The sequence below is a fragment of the Phytopseudomonas flavescens genome (genome assembly GCF_900100535.1).
In the GTDB taxonomy this organism is placed as follows: Bacteria; Pseudomonadota; Gammaproteobacteria; order Pseudomonadales; family Pseudomonadaceae; genus Aquipseudomonas; species Aquipseudomonas flavescens.
Genome location: NZ_FNDG01000014.1, coordinates 19255 through 34950, shown reverse-complemented (window position 1 = coordinate 34950; position 15696 = coordinate 19255). Strand labels below are relative to the sequence as shown.

Sequence of the window (15696 nt, the reverse complement as noted above, 5' to 3'; positions counted from 1 at the left end):
TCATAATGATTGCAGATAGGTCAGCGCGGACCAGAATCCGGCGCCATGGTCCTTGTGGCCCTGCCACACCTCGGGGATGAAGCTGACCGCGGGATGCCGCCTAACCTGCGCCCAGGTCGCCGGCCAGTCGATGTCGCCGGTGCCCATCAGCACACCCTCGCCGTTGGCACCCAGGGCATCGGCCACGTGCAGGTGCGCCGAATGCGGCAGCAGCAGCGCCAGCGCGGCCTGGAAGTCGAGGCCGAAGTGTAAGCAGGTCATCTGCAGGTGTGACAGGTCCAGGCACAGGCGCAGGCCATGTTCGCGGGCCTGGGCCACCAGCTCCTCGGGCATCATGAAGATGTTCTGGTGGCGCTGGCCGCCGAAGTGCCAGGGAAATGGCGCCATGTTCTGCGGGATCAGCTCGGTAGCGGCGAAGTCGACACGCATGCAGGCTTCGTGGAAGCGCTCGTACAACTGCGGGCGCAGGGCCAGCGGACGTGGCTGGTCGGCGGAGAAGCCGCCGATATTGGCGACGATCAGCCGGGCGTCGGCATTGGGGAAGAACTCACCGATCTGCAGGGTGGCGTCCACCACCCGCTGCAGGTTGTCGATGGAACGCTGGCGGTAGCTGGCATCGTCCGCGGCCAGGTCGAGCAACTCGCTGTTCTCGAACAGCTCCGGGGCATGCACCACCAGGCGCGAGCAGCCGACCTCGGCGAGGAACGACTGCGGGCGCAGACCCAGGTCCCGGTAGGACAGGTGAAACTCGAACAGGTCGGGCTCGATGCGCCGCCGGTAGTCGAGGAAATCGTGATAGCGCACCGGCACCCCCCAGCGGATCGGCAGGCTGAACGCCCGCTTTTCCTCGACCGCCTGCTCGTCGAGGTCGCTGTCGAAGAGGAAGTCGCCCTGGGCGATATCGCGGCTGGCCGGTTTGCCGAGCAACTCCACCAGGCGGTAGGGCGGCAGGCCCTGGCCGGGGCTGGCGACACGCAGCAGGGAGGGCGCGAAGGGGGTGCCGCGCGGAATGTCACGGGCGGCGATCACGCTCTTGCCCAAGTTTTCGCGGTTGAGCAGCTCGCCCTGGCTGGCGTGGCGCCCCGGGCCTTTCCAGGGTAGCGCCTGTTCCAGTTGGCGAATGCCCTCGACCAGTTGGCGAAACTCTTGCGGCTCCAGGCTGGCCAGGTGATCCGGCCCCTCCATGCCACGGTCCAGCGTGATGTGCCGCTCCACCAGGCTGGCCCCCAGGGCAACCGCAGCGAACGTGATGGCGATGCCCCGCTCGTGCCCGGAATAGCCGACCAGGCCATGCAGCTCCTGCAGGCGGCGCAGGTAACCGAGCTGGATATCGGCCTCCGGCGCCGGGTAGGCACTGTTGCAATGCAGCAGCGCGAAGGGCACGCCGAGGCCATTCAGCTGCTCGATGGCGCGCACGATCTCGTGCTCGAACGACATGCCGGTGGACAGAATCAGCGGTTTACCGAGACTGGCCGCCTTGGCGATCTGGTACGGGTTGCACAGGTCGGCCGAGGCGATCTTCAAAGCCGCCACGTCGAAGTCGCCCAGGGCATCGACACTGGGTTCGTCCCATGGCGTACACAGGTAGGTGATGCCCTTCTGCGCACAGTAGCTGCGCACCTCGCGGTGCTCGTCGAGGCCCAGTTCGACCTTGTCGAGAAGATCCTGGATGTACTCCACCCCCAGATCCTCCGCGCGCGAGCCATCGGCCTTGCGACGGTACAGGGCATCGCGATTGCGCAACTGAAACTTGACGCAATCGGCTCCGGCCGCAATCGCAGCGTCCACCAGCTGTTTCGCCAGCGCCAGTGAGCCATTGTGGTTGTTGCCGACTTCGGCGATCACGTAGACGCGCTCGCCGCCCAGGGCGAAGCCATCGATAGAGAATGCAGTCATTGGATTTTCGTTCGCCATGAGGTCACGCCGCTGGATTCGAAGCGGAAGTTCTGAGTCTGACAGCCCAGCGCGCGCACCGCACGCACCACGCTCTGTCGGTGCTGCGGTTGCACGTAGAACAGAAAGAAGCCACCAGCGCCTGCGCCGAGCAGCTTGCCGCCAAGCGCGCCGGCGGCGATGGCCGCCTCGTAGAGGGTGTCGAGGCGATCGTGGCTGATCGCCGAGGAGAATTGCTTCTTGAGCTGCCAGGCTTCGTCCAGGCACAGGCCGAAGTCACGCAGTTCGCCGCGAATCAGGTGACGGTGCATGCGTCGACAAAGGGCGACGCTGGCACTGAGCAGCTCAATCTGCGTCGTCTCGGCCTCCATCTCCCGGCGCTGCAGCTCGTGCAACTGACCGGAGTCATGGGAGATACCGGTGTCGCAGAGCACCAGGCACGACTCCAGTTCGCTGTGGATGGCTTCCTCCAGGCGGATCGGGTGCACCAGGTTGCGCTGGTTCTCGAACTCGATCAGGTTGAAGCCGCCGAACGCCGAGGCGTACTGGTCCTGCCAGCCGCCGGCGATACCGAAACACAGGCGCTCGGCCTGAAAGGCCAGCTCGGCGATCTCGTAGGTGCTCCAGCGATCCTGGCGCAACTCGTTGAACGCGGCGATGGTGGCGATGGCGGCCGCGGAGGAGCCACCGAGCCCGGAGCCCACCGGGAAGTCCGAACGCAGGTAGAGATCGAAACCATAGCGGGGCTTGATCACCGAGACGATGGTCGCCAGCAGGCTTTTCTCTCCAGCCGCCAACAGGCCCGACAGCGAGTCGAAGTACTCCTCGCGGCCCAGGTCCTCGGAGAAGACGCGGATGCAGCCATCGTCGCGCGGCACCAGGGTGGCATGGGCGTAGAGGCCGACGGTGCAGCTCAGCACCACCGCCGGATGATCGATGAAGAAGTAGGTCAGGTCGGCGCCACCACCGCAGAAGCTCATCCGCACCGGTGCCCGGGCCCGTGCCAGCACCGGCACTTCCGCACTGGCCGCCAGCAGCCGGGTATAGACCTCCACCAGGCGGCCGTCATCGTCCACCCCGGGGATGGCGTTGTAGCCCAGGTCGAAGATCTTCAGCAGTTCCTCGCGCGTGGCGCCGCTGCGCGCGGAACGGAAATCGCGGTTCATGCAGGCGGTAACCGGCAGGTTGGTCTGCCCGCCCTGCAGCAGATAGCGGCGCACGTCGCCGTTGGTTACCACGCCGAGCAGGCGCTGGTCGCTGTCCACCACGAAGGCGATCTGCAGGTCGCCCGCTTCGATACATTCAACCGCATCGAGGATGCTCTGGCGTTCGCCGACACTGAGTGCCTGGACAAGCAAGCTCATGGTGCAGGCTCCATCTGGTAGTCGTCGGCGTATCGACTGAGCGATTGTGGTGTGCCTATGTCGATGAACCGGCCGGTGTACTCGACGACGGTCACCACCTGACGCGCCAGCAACGCGGGCAGCAGATCCTGCTCCATGGAACAGGCGTGAACCGGAGTGGCCGCGAAGGCCTCGTGGGTGAAAGCGTAGACGCCAGCGTTGACAAGGCCCTGGCCGTCGAGCCCCTTCTCCTGCAAGGCGAGCAGATGGCCTTCGGCATTTCGCAGCAGGCTGCCATATCGGCTGCGGTCTTCCACCTGCACGGCCAGCAGCGTGTTGGCCTGGCCGAGAATGGCCAGCCGATAGCCCTGCGCATCGAGGAAGGTGTCGGCATTCAACACCAGGTAGCGCTGCCGCACGGGCTGCTCGTGCAGCGCGTTGAGCAGTGCGCCACCCGTGCCCAGCGGGGCCGACTCCACCACCAGAGTCAAGGCGATGCCTGCGTGCCGAGAGAGTGCCGCAAGCTGCTCGGCAACCTGATCCGCTCGGTAATGGGCACACAGCACTGCCTCGGTGACACCCGCGTTCGCCAGTTGGCGCAGAACGCGCGCCAGGAAAGGCTCGCCGTGCACCGTCACCAACGCCTTCTGCGAGTCCGTCACGCTGCGCAGGCGCGTGCCAAACCCGCCGCAGAGTACGTAGGCACGCATCAGCGCGGCCTCCGCAGGTACGTTTCCAGGCTGTGCGCGGCGTGCTCCAGATGATCCTCGGAAAGACCTGGCCAGAGGCCGATCCAGAAGGTATCGCGCATGATCTTGTCGGTCACGTCGAGGCGGCCGGACACCCGGTAATCGAGCCCTTGCATGTACGGCTGGCGCGTCAGGTTACCGGCGAACAGCAACCGTGTGCCGACCCGCTGTTCGTCGAGGTGGCGCAGCAGCTCGAGCCGTTCGACGCCGCAACCATCGCGCAGGGTGAGCGGAAAACCAAACCAGGAAGGATCGCTGCCCGGCGTGGCATGCGGCAGGATCAGCTGGTCGGCGCAGCCGGCCAGGCGCTCGCTGAGCCAGGCGAAGTTGCGCTTGCGTGCGCTAATGAAGCTTTCCAGCCGATCCATCTGCGCCAGGGCGCAGGCCGCCTGCATGTCGGTGATCTTCAGGTTGTAGCCCAGGTGCGAGTAAGTGTATTTGTGATCGTAGCCTTCCGGCAGGTCACCCAGCTGCCAGCAGAAGCGCTTGCTGCAGGTGTTGTCCTCGCCGGGCGCGCAGTAGCAGTCACGCCCCCAGTCACGGAAGGACTCGACGATGCGCCGGAGCAGAGGCGAATCGGTGAATACCGCTCCCCCCTCGCCCATGGTGATGTGGTGCGCCGGATAGAAGCTCAGCGTCCCGAGATCGCCGAAACTTCCCACCTGGCGGCCCTGGTAGGTGGATCCCAGGGCATCGCAGCAATCCTCGATCAGCCACAGCCCGTAGCGGTCGCAGAGTTCACGGACGACCCCGAGGTTGAACGGATTGCCCAGCGTGTGCGCGAGCATGATGGCCTTGGTTCGCGGACCGATCGCCGCTTCGATCAGCGCCGGGTCGATGTTGTAGGTGCCCAGCTCGATGTCGACGAATACTGGCACCGCACCGAACTGCAAGATCGGGTTCACGGTGGTAGGGAAGCCCGCGGCCACGCCGATCACCTCGTCACCCTTGCGGATGGCCCGATCCCCCAGGCGCGGCGAAGTCAGGGCGGAAAATGCCACCAGGTTGGCCGATGATCCCGAATTCATGGTCAACGCACCGCGGCGCCCCAGGTAGCGAGCCAGACGCCTTTCGAACGCCTGGTTGAAACGTCCGGTGGTCAGCCAGCCGTCGAGCACGGCTTCGGTCATCGATTGCAGCTCCGGCGCACCGATCACCTTACCGGACGGCGGAACTGCATCGCGGCCGGCTTCGAAGGCCGCTGGAGCCATTTGCAGGTTGGCGTAGCGCTCCACCAGCTCGACGATCTGCTGGCGTAACTCCTGCGCCGTCTGTTCACTCATGGGCATCGCCTTGATAGGCCGCGATCTGTGCGCGGCTGAATGTCTGCATGTCGTCACCCGCTTGCCAGGCGTGGTGCCATTGAAGCGTTCGTTCCAGTGCCTGTTCCAGGGTCCAGCGCGGTCGCCAGCCCAGCCCGGCACGCGCCTTGGTGGAGTCCAGCGAAAGCAAGCCGGCCTCGTGCGGCTGTGCAGCGGCGTCGATGCTCCAGTCCGCCTTGCCGGACCAGTACCGGGCGAGCCGTTCGACCAGCTCGGCGACGCTGACGAGACCGTCGACATCGGGACCGAAGTTCCAGGCCGATGCGACTGCATCGCCCTGCTCCAGCAAGGCCTGCGCCAGGCACAGATAGCCGTGCAGGGGCTCGAGCACATGTTGCCAGGGACGTACGGCCTGCGGGTAGCGCAAGATCAGCGGCTCGCCCGCCTGCCAGGCACGCAGGATATCGGGCACCAGGCGATCGGCCGACCAGTCGCCACCACCGAGCACGTTACCGGCCCTTGCGGTGGCCAGCCCGATACCGGACTGGCGCAGGAAGGACTCGCGCCACGAGGCACACAGCAACTCCACGCATGCCTTGCTGCTGCTGTAGGGATCATGCCCGCCGAGGCTGTCCTGCTCGCGGTAGGGCCAGAACCACTCGCGGTTCTCGTAGCACTTGTCGGTGGTTACCACCACGACGGCGCGCACCGAATCACAACGACGCACGGCCTCGAGCAGGTTGAGCGTGCCCATGACGTTGGTCGCGTAGGTCTCGGCCGGTGTCCGGTACGACTCGCGCACCAGCGGCTGAGCCGCCAGGTGCAATATCACTTCCGGGCGCGAGGCCGCCATGGCATCGGCCAGGCGTTGCCCGTCACGGATGTCGGCGAAGGTACCCGGGAGCATTTCCTGTAAACGGGCGAGCTGCCACAGGGAAGGCTCCGAGGCCGCGGGTAGCGCATAGCCATATACCTCGGCGCCCAGTTGCTGCAGCCAGAGTGCCAGCCAGCCGCCCTTGAAGCCGGTGTGCCCGGTCAGGAAAACCCGGCGCCCACTCCAGAAAGCCGGTTCTACGCCCATAGCCGCCACTCCGCCTGACCGCTCTTCCAGCGCTCCTCGAGCAGCACGCGGTCACGCAGGGTGTCCATTGGTTGCCAGAAGCCCCGGTGCAGGTGGCTCATGAGTTGCCCCTGCTCGGCAAGCTGGCGCATCGGCTCGTATTCCCAGGTCGTTTCGTCGCCGTCGATATGATCGAAAACCCCCGGTTCCAACACGAAGAAGCCGCCGTTTATCCAACCGCCGTCGCCTTGGGGTTTCTCCTGAAAGCCCCGCACCCGCTCACCCTGCACGTCCAGCGCGCCGTAGCGGCCCGGGGGTTGCACGGCGGTGACCGTGGCGAGCTTGCCGTGCAGGCGATGAAAGGCGATCAACTGGGCTACGTCGATGTTGGCAACGCCGTCGCCATAGGTCAGGCAGAAGGTCTGCCCGTCGATATAGTCGCGAACACGCTTGAGCCGGCCGCCGGTGGCCGTGCTCTCGCCCGTGTCGACCAACGTCACGCGCCAGGGCTCGGCATGGCGGTTGTGGATGTGCATGCGGTTTTCCGCCATGTCGAAGGTCACGTCGGACATGTGCAGGAAATAGTTGGCGAAATACTCCTTGATCACGTAGCCCTTGTAGCCCAGGCAGATCACGAAGTCGTTGATGCCAAAGTGCGAGTAGATCTTCATGATGTGCCAGATGATCGGCTTGCCGCCTATCTCGATCATCGGCTTGGGCCGCAGGTGGGACTCTTCACTGATGCGAGTACCCAACCCTCCTGCCAGGATAACCACTTTCATCGCTGTCTCGCCTTTAACGGAATCTGTAGCGCTGGAAAGTCCGTAACCCCGCGCCAGGCCGAGGATTCTGCCATTGCGACTGCAGCGACTCCAGCGATAAAACCGGCGATGCCTGTTCGTCCGGACCGGCGCCGCTCCCGCGAGCGAAGGGTACTTTCGATACCCCTCGCTACGCCGGTGGTCAAGGTCAGAGCTTATCGAACAGACTCAACTGCCCGATCCGCGCAAACGCTGCCTGGGCGGCCTCCAGCTTGGTCTGCTGGAGCATCAGGGTGGAGATGGCCGCCGACATGTCGGTATCGCGAATGCTCGACTGGGTCGAGGCATTGGCGATCGACAGGCTTTCGTTTTCGGTGCTCAGGGTGTCGATGGTGTTGAGCCGGGCGCCGACATTGGTACGCAGCGCATCGACCTGTTTCATGGCGTTGTCGATGTTGCTGATACCCGCGGCCACCGCTTCACTGAGCGCATATTGCCCGGCCACGTTGCCGTCGCTGCTCGCCTTCAGGGCCGACGACAGGGTGGAGATGGTTTCGAGCACCCCCTGGGTATTGGAAGAGCGGCCCCGGATGCTGAAGCTGTCGCCGGTGGCCGGTGTGCCGGTGACATCGAAGGACACGCCGGCATAGGTGAGCGTGCCGCTGCCGTCCAGGGCGCCGCTGGCCAGGGGCGAATCGCCGTCCTTGCGCGGCTGCGCATAGACGGAATAATTGGTGTCGTCGCTGAACTGGATGACGACGCCATTGGCCGGGAAGGTGGTCTTGTACGCCCCGGTGGCCGACAGATCGGCCACGCTGCCTCCGGAAAGCTTCGCGCTGGAACTGCTGTTGCCGGCGACCGAGAAATTGTCGGGTGCCACGTTCAATTCGAAGACGTGGCCGGTCAACTGCGTCGCCGCCGTTTCCGAACTCTCGGCATCCAGCGAGACATTGAGCTGGAAGTCCACGCCGCGGAACGACACCTTGTCGGAGCTCAACGATGAGGAATCATAAGTACCCGTGCTCAGCGCCGCCTTGGTCGCATCGCCGGCGCTGTAGATGATGTACTCGCTGTCGCTGGTGAGCTCCAGCGCGTAGGGTGCTCCCGAGACGAATTCCTTGTAGTTCTTGTCGCTGCTGACCTGCCCCTGCCCCACATAGGCCGTCTGGCCGGTGGCCGGTGAGGCGGTCAGCGTGGAAGTGGTGCGGCTGACGCTGGGAACGTTCTCGAACGAACTCCAGCCATTGTCATTGACGATCAGGTTCATGGAGCTGGAGACCTGCAGCGACAGAGCGTTCTGGTCACCCTGATAGCTGTAGGTGCCGTCGGCATTCTTGACGAACGGCTGGGTAGCGCTCTGGGCACCAGCGAACAGGTACTGTCCGTTGGCGTCCTTGCCGTTCATCATGGTCAGCAATTGCTCCTGGATCTGATCCAGTTCCTGAGCGATGGACGTACGATCCTCGTTCGACAGGCTGCCGCTGCCGGCACGCACGGACAGCTCCCGTGCCCGCTGCAAGACGTTGGTCATCGACTGCAGGGTGCTTTCCTGCTGAGACAGCGAGTTGGTCGCGCTCTTCATGTTGTCGCTGTACTGGGTGAGCTGGCCCTGCTGTTGCTCCAGCTGCAGCAGACGAGATGCGCCGACCGGATCGTCCGCCGGCGTGTTGACCCGCTTGCCGCTGGAGATCTGCTCGTAGGTCTTGGTGATGTCCGAATAGCCCTTCGAGTAACCTGAAATACTCGAAGCGTACATTTGCGATGTGGAAATACGCATGGAGGTGGCTCTCAGAAGGTATTGATCAAGGTATCGAATATTTCGGACGCAACAGAGATAACCTTAGCCGAGGCGCTGTAATACTGCTGGAACTTGACCAGATTGACAGCCTCTTCGTCGAGGTTGACGCCGGACAGGGAATCCCGGCTGGCGGTAGCACCACTGAGGATACTGCCGGTCGCCTTGGCATCCAGTTCGGCCTGGTTGGTCCTGGCCCCGACCTGTTCGATCAGGGAACCGTACGCCCCGCTGATGCTGGCCCCACCGCCGCTCTGCAGGCCAACCGTGGATTTGCTCTGCAGGCCGAGCAAAGACTTCGCGTTACGGTTATCCGAGACACCATCGCTGTTGAAGGACACCGTGAAGCTGTCTCCCGACGCGGGGCTGCCGGACACGTCCATGCTGAACGAAAACGCCTCGTTGCCCGCCGCATCGGGAATGGAAATCTCCAGGCTGTTGCTGGCACCCGGAACGATGCTGCCGGTCGCCACGGACGTGCCGCTGGAATTGTAGACCGAATAACTCTGCGAACCGTTGCTGCTGGTGCCGAAGACGACCTTGAGCGGGGTTCCATTGCGGATGGCTGCCTGGGTCGCAGCGCTGGCGGCGGTGTCGTAGATGTCCAGCTCGGTGGTGAGCGTCGGCTGGGTCAGGGTGCCCGTGCCCAGGTTGCCGGTGGTGAGGTTGGCCGCCAGGGGCGCGGCGAAAGCCAGTTTACTGGCGTCGCTCATCACCGTACCGACGGTACTCGCCGCGGTACGGGTCGGGATGACGGTGAAACGGTCACCCGATGCGACCGTGCCACTCGGCAGGGAAATCGAGAACCCGTCGAACACGGTCGGTGGATCGTCGCTCAGATTGCCGGCCCCCAGCTCGACGCCATCGGACAGCCGGCGCACGCTGTAGTCGCCATTGTCGCCCATGGTCACTTCGTAATTGCTGGTGCTCAGTTGCCCCGAGTCGGCAATCGTCACATTCAGGTTGCCCGACGCCGCCGCGTTGCCGGCGTTGGCCAGGCTGCGCTGGGCAATGGCAGTGGCACTGTTGATGTTGGTGAACAGCGACGCCCCGAACTCACCATTGAGATCCAGCCCCTGGCCAAGCTGACTGTTGACCTGATCGGCCATGACCAGTGCCACGCGGCCCAGCTCGTTGAAGGTCGGCTCGAGTATCTGGCTGCGGTAGGTGAGCAGGCCGCCGATGGAACCCGTGGAGATCACCGAGCTGATGTCCTGGTTGGAACCGCCCTGGGCCAGGTAGATGGAAAAGCGCGAAGGATCGGAAGCGCTCGCCGAGGCGGACAAGGTCGAGGCGGTGGCACCGACGACCAGCGGCTGGCCGGAACCGATGAACAGGTTGTAGTTGCCATCCTGCTCGAGCACGGTCACCCCGACCAGCTCGGAAAGCTGGCGCACGGCTTCGTCACGTCCGTCCAGCAGATCGTTCGGGCTGGCGCCACTGGCACTTGCCTGGGTAATGGCAAGGTTGTAGCTCGCCACGCTGCTGGCCAGTTTGTTGACCTGGCCAGCCATGGTCGACATCTGCTGATTGATGTAGCTGTTCTGGTCGGCGAGCTGGTTGTAGACCGAGTTGAAACGCTCGGTCAGCCCGCTGGCCTGAGTCAGCAGCAGTTGCCGTGATGCGGTGTCGGTGGGGCTGGCCGAGGCAGTCTGCATCGACGCGAAAAAACTCTGCAGCACGCTGCTGATGCCGGTGGTGCTGTCCGCCAGCAACGAGTTGGTCTGTTGAATCTGGGTATTGAACGACTGGGCCGCGCTGTCCAGCCCCGTGGAGGTGCGCACCTGGGTCGTCAGGTAGCTGCTGTAGATACGCCTGACATCCTCGATCGTCGTACCGGAGCCGATGTACACATTGCCCGACTTCTGCGCCGCCGCAGACACCTGCACCGTGGCCTGGCGGGTGTAGCCGGCAGTGTCGACGTTGGTGATGTTGTTACCCGTCACGTTCAGCGACGTCTGGCTGGCTCTGACCCCGGAAAGGCCAATCGACATCAGGTTGCTCATGGCTCAGTCCTTATATGCGTTTGCTGCCGGTATCGGCCGATGCCAGCATCTGCACCGCCTGGTAGGCACCGACCTTGCGGGCGATCTGCGATACCTTGCGGGCATACTGCGGATCGGTGGCATAGCCAGCCTTCTGGAGTTCCTTGGCGAACTGCTCGGGGTTGGCCGTGGAGCCCAGCGCCTTTTCGTAACGGCCGTTGCTCTGCAGGAAACTCACGTAATCGTCGAAGCTGTGAGCGAACGAATCGTAGGCACGGAAGGAAGCCGTCTCCTTGACCGCCCTGCCGTCCTGATATTCGGTGGTCATCACCGTGGATGATTCGCCACCCCAGGTATTGTGGGTCTTGATACCGAACAGGTTGTGGCTGCTGCTGCCGTCCTGCTGCTTGATGATCGACTTGCCCCAGCCGGTCTCCAGAGCGGCCTGGGCCACCAGGTAGCGCGCGTCCACGCCGATCTTGCTCGCGGCCTTCTCGGCCATGGGGAGCATGGTTTCCATGAACTCCTGGGCAGAGCTGAATACCGTCCTGCCGGCCGCCTGCTCGGCACTGCCATTGATGCTCAGGCTGCGCTCGGTGGGTGCAGCATAGGACTTGGCCGGTAGCCAGTCGCCCTTGGCCAGTGCTTGCCCGTTGCTGGCGGCGGCGCTCGCCTCGACGCCCGGAACGATCCCGGCCTGCACCCGGGCAGACAGCTTGCCCGGCAATGACAGGCGACGCTGGTTGAGCAACGACACATCGCTGCGCTCGCTGTCCAGCGTGGCCTGGGCCTTCTCGTCGCTGGCGATGGGCGCGCTCGCCTCAGCGCTGCGCGCCAGCGGTTTGCTCGGCGCCGCCGGAACAGGTGCATCGACCTGGGCGAAGGGGTTTGGCCGGTCGCTGACCTGTTTCATCTTCGCCATCTGCCGCGCCAGCACATCGGCCAGGCCGATGCCGTTCTTGTTGCCGGACATGGTCACGGACAACTGCTGGTCATACATGTCCTGGTAAGTCTTGGCCTCGTTGCTGTTCATGAAATTGCCTTCGCCGAACGCTTCGTTGGCCGAGCGCATGGTCTTGAGCATTTCATTGAGGAACAGCGACTCGAACTCCTTCGCGACCTTGCGAATGTTCTGCTCGTTGTCACCGCCGACCTTGAACTGGTTCAGGCGGTTGAGATCGGTGTAGGCGCCACTGTCGACGGTGCTGGTGCCGGCGGCCGAGAGTCGAGTATCCATGTCCCGTTCCTTTTAGATCACGATCAGGTCGGCCTGCAGGGCGCCGGCTTGCTTGAGCGCCTCCAGGATGGCCATCAAATCGGAAGGCGCAGCGCCCACCTGGTTCACCGCTCGTACGATCTCGTCGAGGGTGGTGCCGGGGCCGAACTTGAACATCGGTTTCTTTTCTTCGTCGGCGCCGACACGCGAGCGGGGCACCACGGCGGTCTGGCCGCCGGACAACGCACCGGGCTGGCTGACCACCGGGTCTTCGGTAATGGTCACCGTCAGGCTGCCATGGGTAACCGCGGCAGGCTGCACACGCACGTTCTGGCCGATCACGATGGTGCCGGTACGCGAATTGATGATGACCTTGGCTACCGCCTGGCCTGCGTCGACCTCGAGGTTCTCCAGCACCGACAGGTAGTCGACACGCTGGCTTGGGTCGAGTGGCGCGCTGACACGAATCGAGCCACCGTCCAGGGCCTGGGCGACGCCCGGGCCGAGCAGCTCGTTGATGTGGTCGACGATATTCTTGGCCGTGGTGAAATCCGGACGGTTGAGGTTCAGCGTCAGGGTATTGCCCTGATCGAAACCACTCGGCACCGGACGCTCGACCGTGGCGCCACCGGGAATGCGACCGGCCGACGGCACGTTGACGGTGATCCGCGAACCATCGGCGCCACTGGCATCGAAGCCGCCCACCACCAGGTTGCCCTGGGCGATGGCGTAGGTGTTTCCGTCGATGCCCTTGAGTGGCGTCATCAGCAGGCTGCCACCGCGCAGGCTCTTGGCGTTGCCGATGGAGGAAATGGTGATGTCGATGGTCTGCCCCGGCTTGGCGAATGGCGGCAGGTCGGCGTGGATCGATACCGCGGCGACGTTCTTCAACTGCACGTTGCCACCTTCCGGCACCTTGATGCCGAACTGCGCCATCATGTTGTTGAAGGTCTGCACGGTGAACGGTGTCTGGGTGGTCTGGTCACCGCTGCCACTGAGCCCCACCACCAGGCCGTAACCGATCAACTGGTTGCTGCGCACGCCCTGGATGCTGGCGATGTCCTTCAGGCGCTCGGCGTGAGCGGCAGAAGCCAGCAACAGGACAGCGACGGTGACGATCCATTTACGCATGATCATGTTCCTCAGAACGGCCACAGCGGACTGATGAAGAAGCGGTCCAGCCACCCTGGCTGGCTGGCGTCGGCAAAGGCGCCAGTGCCGGAGTAAGTGATGCGCGCATCGGCGATACGGGTCGAGGCCACACTGTTGTCGCGGGCCACGTCATCGGAACGAACCAGGCCGGCGATGCGTACCAGCTCGTCGCCGGTATTGAGGGTCATCCACTTCTCGCCACGAACCACCAGCAATCCGTTGGGCAGCACTTCGGCCACCGTCACGGTGATCGAACCGGTCAGGCTGTTGCTCTGCCCGGCCTGGCCGGAACCGTCGGTATCACGCGAACCGGTGTATTCGGCGCCAAGCGACATCGGGTTTCCGGTCAACGGATTGTTCGCCGACACGCCGCCACCGAACAGTGAAGTCAGGCCCAGGCTGGTGGTGCTGTCCTTCTTGATCTGCGAGCTGGCGTTCTTGCTCGCCTGGGTACGCTCGTTGAGCGTGATGGTGATGACATCGCCGACCCGGAACGCCTTGCGATCACCATACAGGTTGCTCTCGAACCCCGACTGGAAAATCGAGCCATTGTTCTGCGCAGCCGGCAGCGGCGTACGCGGCAACACGGGGGCGTAGTACGGATCGTTGGGCTTGGCGGCAGGCGCCACGCAGCCGCTCAGCACCAGGCTGCCGAGAATCGAGAACACACACACCAAGCGGTTCATAACCACTACCTCACAGCGTTCAGGCGTATCGAGGGACGGGCTGGTGCCCTACCCGGGTCTTAAAGGTTCTGCGTGATGAAGGACAGCATCTGGTCAGCGGTGGAAATGACCTTGGAGTTCATTTCGTAGGCGCGCTGCGTGGTGATCATGTTGACCATCTCCTCGACCACGCTGACGTTGGAGTTCTCCAGGGTGTTCTGCAAGGTGGTGCCCAAACCGTTGAGGCCGGGCGTTCCCACCTGGGGCGCACCGCTGGAAGCGGTTTCCAGGAACAGGTTGTTGCCGATGGCTTCCAGGCCCGCCGGGTTGATGAAGTCGGCGGTCTGCAGATTGCCGACGATCTGCGGCTGGGCATTCCCCGTGGTGGTGACCGAAGCGGTACCGTCCTCACCCACGGTGAACGTACGCACCTCGGCGGGCAGCACGATGGCAGGCTCGAGCGCAAAGCCCTGCGACGTTACTACCTGCCCGTCCGAGTTGAGGTGAAAGCTGCCATCCCGGGTATAGGAAACCGTGCCATCGGGCATCAGGATCTGGAAGAATCCTTGCCCGTTGATCGCCAGATCCAGGGGCTGCTCGGTGGTCTGCAGGCTGCCGGCCGTGAAAATCTTCTGGGTGCCCGTGATGCGTACCCCGGTGCCGAGTTGCAATCCGGAGGGCAACTGGCTGTCCTGGCTGGACTGACCACCGGGCTGACGACGGATCTGATAGAGCAGATCCTCGAACTCCGCGCGATCACGCTTGAAGCCCGTAGTCGAAACGTTGGCCAGGTTGTTGGAAATGGTCGTCAGGTTCATGTCCTGAGCGGACAAGCCGGTCTTGCTGACCCACAGTGCCGGAAGCATAGCGTTTCTCCTCGGGCGCCGGATTCATGGCGCCACGTGTTGGTTATCAGCTCATCTGCAAGACACGCGCCATGGCCGTGTCATTGTCTTCAGCGGTACGCATCATTTTCACCGACAGCTCGAACTGCCGGGACAGCGCCAGGATCGAGGTCATCTCCTCGACCGCATTGACGTTGCTGGCCTCGAGGAAACCGGAAGTCACCTGGACCGTGGCGTCCGCCTCGGGGGGCTGCTGCCCGGTATAACGAATCATCCCGTCCGTGCCTTTCTGCATCTGCTTGAGGTCAGGATTCACCAGTTTCAGCCGATCCACCTCGGCCAGCACATTGGGCGCCTCGCCGAGGGCACGAATGCTGATCGTGCCATCCTGGCCGATCTCGATCTTCTGCTGCGGCGGCACCGCGATCGGCCCGGCATTGCCCATCACCGGCATGCCATTGCCGGTGCGCAACATGCCCATGGCATCGACGTTGAGGCTGGCGGTGCGGACATAGGCCTCGCTACCGTCGGGCGCCTGTACCGCCAACCAGCCCTGCCCCCCGATCGCGACGTCAAGATCCCGCCCGGTCTCTTGCATAGCGCCGGGAGTGAAATCGGTACCTGGTCGCTCGCTCATGGCGAACACACGGCTAGGCTGGGTCTCGCCGAAGATCGGCATGGCGCGTGCCTGCTCGAAGTCACGCCGGAAACCGCTGGTGGAAATGTTCGCCAGATTGTTGGCGTGTGCCCGCTGGGCCAACGTATTGTTGTGGGCGCCAGTCATGGATACGTACAGCATCTTGTCCATATGCAAACCTCAAAGGTGACGGGCCTGGGTGACCCAAACATCTTTCAAGGCTGATAAAGCAAACGCTGTGCCACAACCCAAAAAAACATATAAGTGACTGAAATAAAAGAAAAAGGCCTCGAAAGAGGCCTGTAAAAAAAACCAGCAACGGCAGAAATCTGC

At 63.6% G+C, this 15696-nt stretch carries 13 protein-coding genes; all 13 read right to left on the bottom strand.

Annotation, left to right across the window (positions count from 1 at the left end; genetic code table 11):
• The 13 genes from BLR94_RS17420 to BLR94_RS17360 all read right to left on the bottom strand — a co-directional run bounded on the left by BLR94_RS17420 (window position 1) and on the right by BLR94_RS17360 (window position 15534).
• Window positions 1–1896: an N-acetylneuraminate synthase family protein gene (locus BLR94_RS17420; RefSeq protein ID WP_084305988.1), complete on the bottom strand. Its 1896-nt coding sequence runs from the start codon at window positions 1894–1896 to the stop codon at window positions 1–3.
• Window positions 1893–3257, bottom strand: coding sequence for a GHMP family kinase ATP-binding protein (locus BLR94_RS17415; RefSeq protein WP_084305986.1), 1365 nt, complete (start codon window positions 3255–3257; stop codon window positions 1893–1895). Before BLR94_RS17415 ends, BLR94_RS17420 begins: the two co-directional genes overlap by 4 nt.
• Complete coding sequence (locus BLR94_RS17410) at window positions 3254–3946, bottom strand: sugar phosphate nucleotidyltransferase (RefSeq protein ID WP_084305984.1); 693 nt, start codon at window positions 3944–3946, stop codon at window positions 3254–3256. Before BLR94_RS17410 ends, BLR94_RS17415 begins: the two co-directional genes overlap by 4 nt.
• Window positions 3946–5268, bottom strand: a complete 1323-nt coding sequence (rfbH, locus tag BLR94_RS17405) for a lipopolysaccharide biosynthesis protein RfbH (RefSeq protein WP_084305983.1) — start codon at window positions 5266–5268, stop codon at window positions 3946–3948. The genes BLR94_RS17410 and rfbH overlap by 1 nt, the downstream gene beginning before the upstream one ends.
• Window positions 5261–6328, bottom strand: coding sequence for a CDP-glucose 4,6-dehydratase (gene rfbG, locus BLR94_RS17400; protein WP_084305981.1), 1068 nt, complete (start codon window positions 6326–6328; stop codon window positions 5261–5263). Before rfbG ends, rfbH begins: the two co-directional genes overlap by 8 nt.
• Window positions 6319–7089, bottom strand: a complete 771-nt coding sequence (gene rfbF, locus BLR94_RS17395; RefSeq protein ID WP_084305979.1) for a glucose-1-phosphate cytidylyltransferase — start codon at window positions 7087–7089, stop codon at window positions 6319–6321. The genes rfbG and rfbF overlap by 10 nt, the downstream gene beginning before the upstream one ends.
• A gap of 187 nt (window positions 7090–7276) precedes the next feature.
• Window positions 7277–8845, bottom strand: a complete 1569-nt coding sequence (locus BLR94_RS17390) for a flagellar hook-associated protein 3 (RefSeq protein WP_084305977.1) — start codon at window positions 8843–8845, stop codon at window positions 7277–7279.
• Between the two features lie 11 nt (window positions 8846–8856).
• Window positions 8857–10869, bottom strand: coding sequence for a flagellar hook-associated protein FlgK (flgK, locus tag BLR94_RS17385; protein ID WP_084305975.1), 2013 nt, complete (start codon window positions 10867–10869; stop codon window positions 8857–8859).
• Window positions 10870–10879: 10 nt separating this feature from the next.
• Window positions 10880–12085 (bottom strand): flagellar assembly peptidoglycan hydrolase FlgJ, encoded by a 1206-nt coding sequence (gene flgJ / locus BLR94_RS17380; RefSeq protein ID WP_084305973.1) that lies wholly within the window; start codon window positions 12083–12085, stop codon window positions 10880–10882.
• A 12-nt stretch (window positions 12086–12097) separates the two neighbouring features.
• A complete protein-coding gene (locus tag BLR94_RS17375) occupies window positions 12098–13195 on the bottom strand; it encodes a flagellar basal body P-ring protein FlgI (protein ID WP_084306198.1) in 1098 nt (365 codons plus the stop codon).
• A gap of 11 nt (window positions 13196–13206) precedes the next feature.
• Window positions 13207–13902 (bottom strand): flagellar basal body L-ring protein FlgH, encoded by a 696-nt coding sequence (flgH, locus tag BLR94_RS17370; RefSeq protein ID WP_084305971.1) that lies wholly within the window; start codon window positions 13900–13902, stop codon window positions 13207–13209.
• Window positions 13903–13961: 59 nt separating this feature from the next.
• Entirely contained in the window at window positions 13962–14747 is a 786-nt protein-coding gene (gene flgG, locus BLR94_RS17365) for a flagellar basal-body rod protein FlgG (protein WP_084305969.1), read from the bottom strand.
• A gap of 46 nt (window positions 14748–14793) precedes the next feature.
• Complete coding sequence (locus BLR94_RS17360; RefSeq protein WP_084305967.1) at window positions 14794–15534, bottom strand: flagellar basal body rod protein FlgF; 741 nt, start codon at window positions 15532–15534, stop codon at window positions 14794–14796.
• Window positions 15535–15696 lie beyond the last annotated feature (162 nt).

Excerpts from the sequence above, each read along its gene's own strand:
- BLR94_RS17420 (WP_084305988.1), bottom strand. The coding sequence starts at position 1,896 with ATGACTGCATTCTCTATCGATGGCTTCGCCCTGGGCGGCGAGCGCGTC.
- BLR94_RS17415 (WP_084305986.1), bottom strand. The coding sequence starts at position 3,257 with ATGAGCTTGCTTGTCCAGGCACTCAGTGTCGGCGAACGCCAGAGCATC.
- BLR94_RS17410 (WP_084305984.1), bottom strand. The coding sequence starts at position 3,946 with ATGCGTGCCTACGTACTCTGCGGCGGGTTTGGCACGCGCCTGCGCAGC.
- rfbH (WP_084305983.1), bottom strand. The coding sequence starts at position 5,268 with ATGAGTGAACAGACGGCGCAGGAGTTACGCCAGCAGATCGTCGAGCTG.
- rfbG (WP_084305981.1), bottom strand. The coding sequence starts at position 6,328 with ATGGGCGTAGAACCGGCTTTCTGGAGTGGGCGCCGGGTTTTCCTGACC.
- rfbF (WP_084305979.1), bottom strand. The coding sequence starts at position 7,089 with ATGAAAGTGGTTATCCTGGCAGGAGGGTTGGGTACTCGCATCAGTGAA.
- BLR94_RS17390 (WP_084305977.1), bottom strand. The coding sequence starts at position 8,845 with ATGCGTATTTCCACATCGCAAATGTACGCTTCGAGTATTTCAGGTTAC.
- flgK (WP_084305975.1), bottom strand. The coding sequence starts at position 10,869 with ATGAGCAACCTGATGTCGATTGGCCTTTCCGGGGTCAGAGCCAGCCAG.
- flgJ (WP_084305973.1), bottom strand. The coding sequence starts at position 12,085 with ATGGATACTCGACTCTCGGCCGCCGGCACCAGCACCGTCGACAGTGGC.
- BLR94_RS17375 (WP_084306198.1), bottom strand. The coding sequence starts at position 13,195 with ATGCGTAAATGGATCGTCACCGTCGCTGTCCTGTTGCTGGCTTCTGCC.
- flgH (WP_084305971.1), bottom strand. The coding sequence starts at position 13,902 with ATGAACCGCTTGGTGTGTGTGTTCTCGATTCTCGGCAGCCTGGTGCTG.
- flgG (WP_084305969.1), bottom strand. The coding sequence starts at position 14,747 with ATGCTTCCGGCACTGTGGGTCAGCAAGACCGGCTTGTCCGCTCAGGAC.
- BLR94_RS17360 (WP_084305967.1), bottom strand. The coding sequence starts at position 15,534 with ATGGACAAGATGCTGTACGTATCCATGACTGGCGCCCACAACAATACG.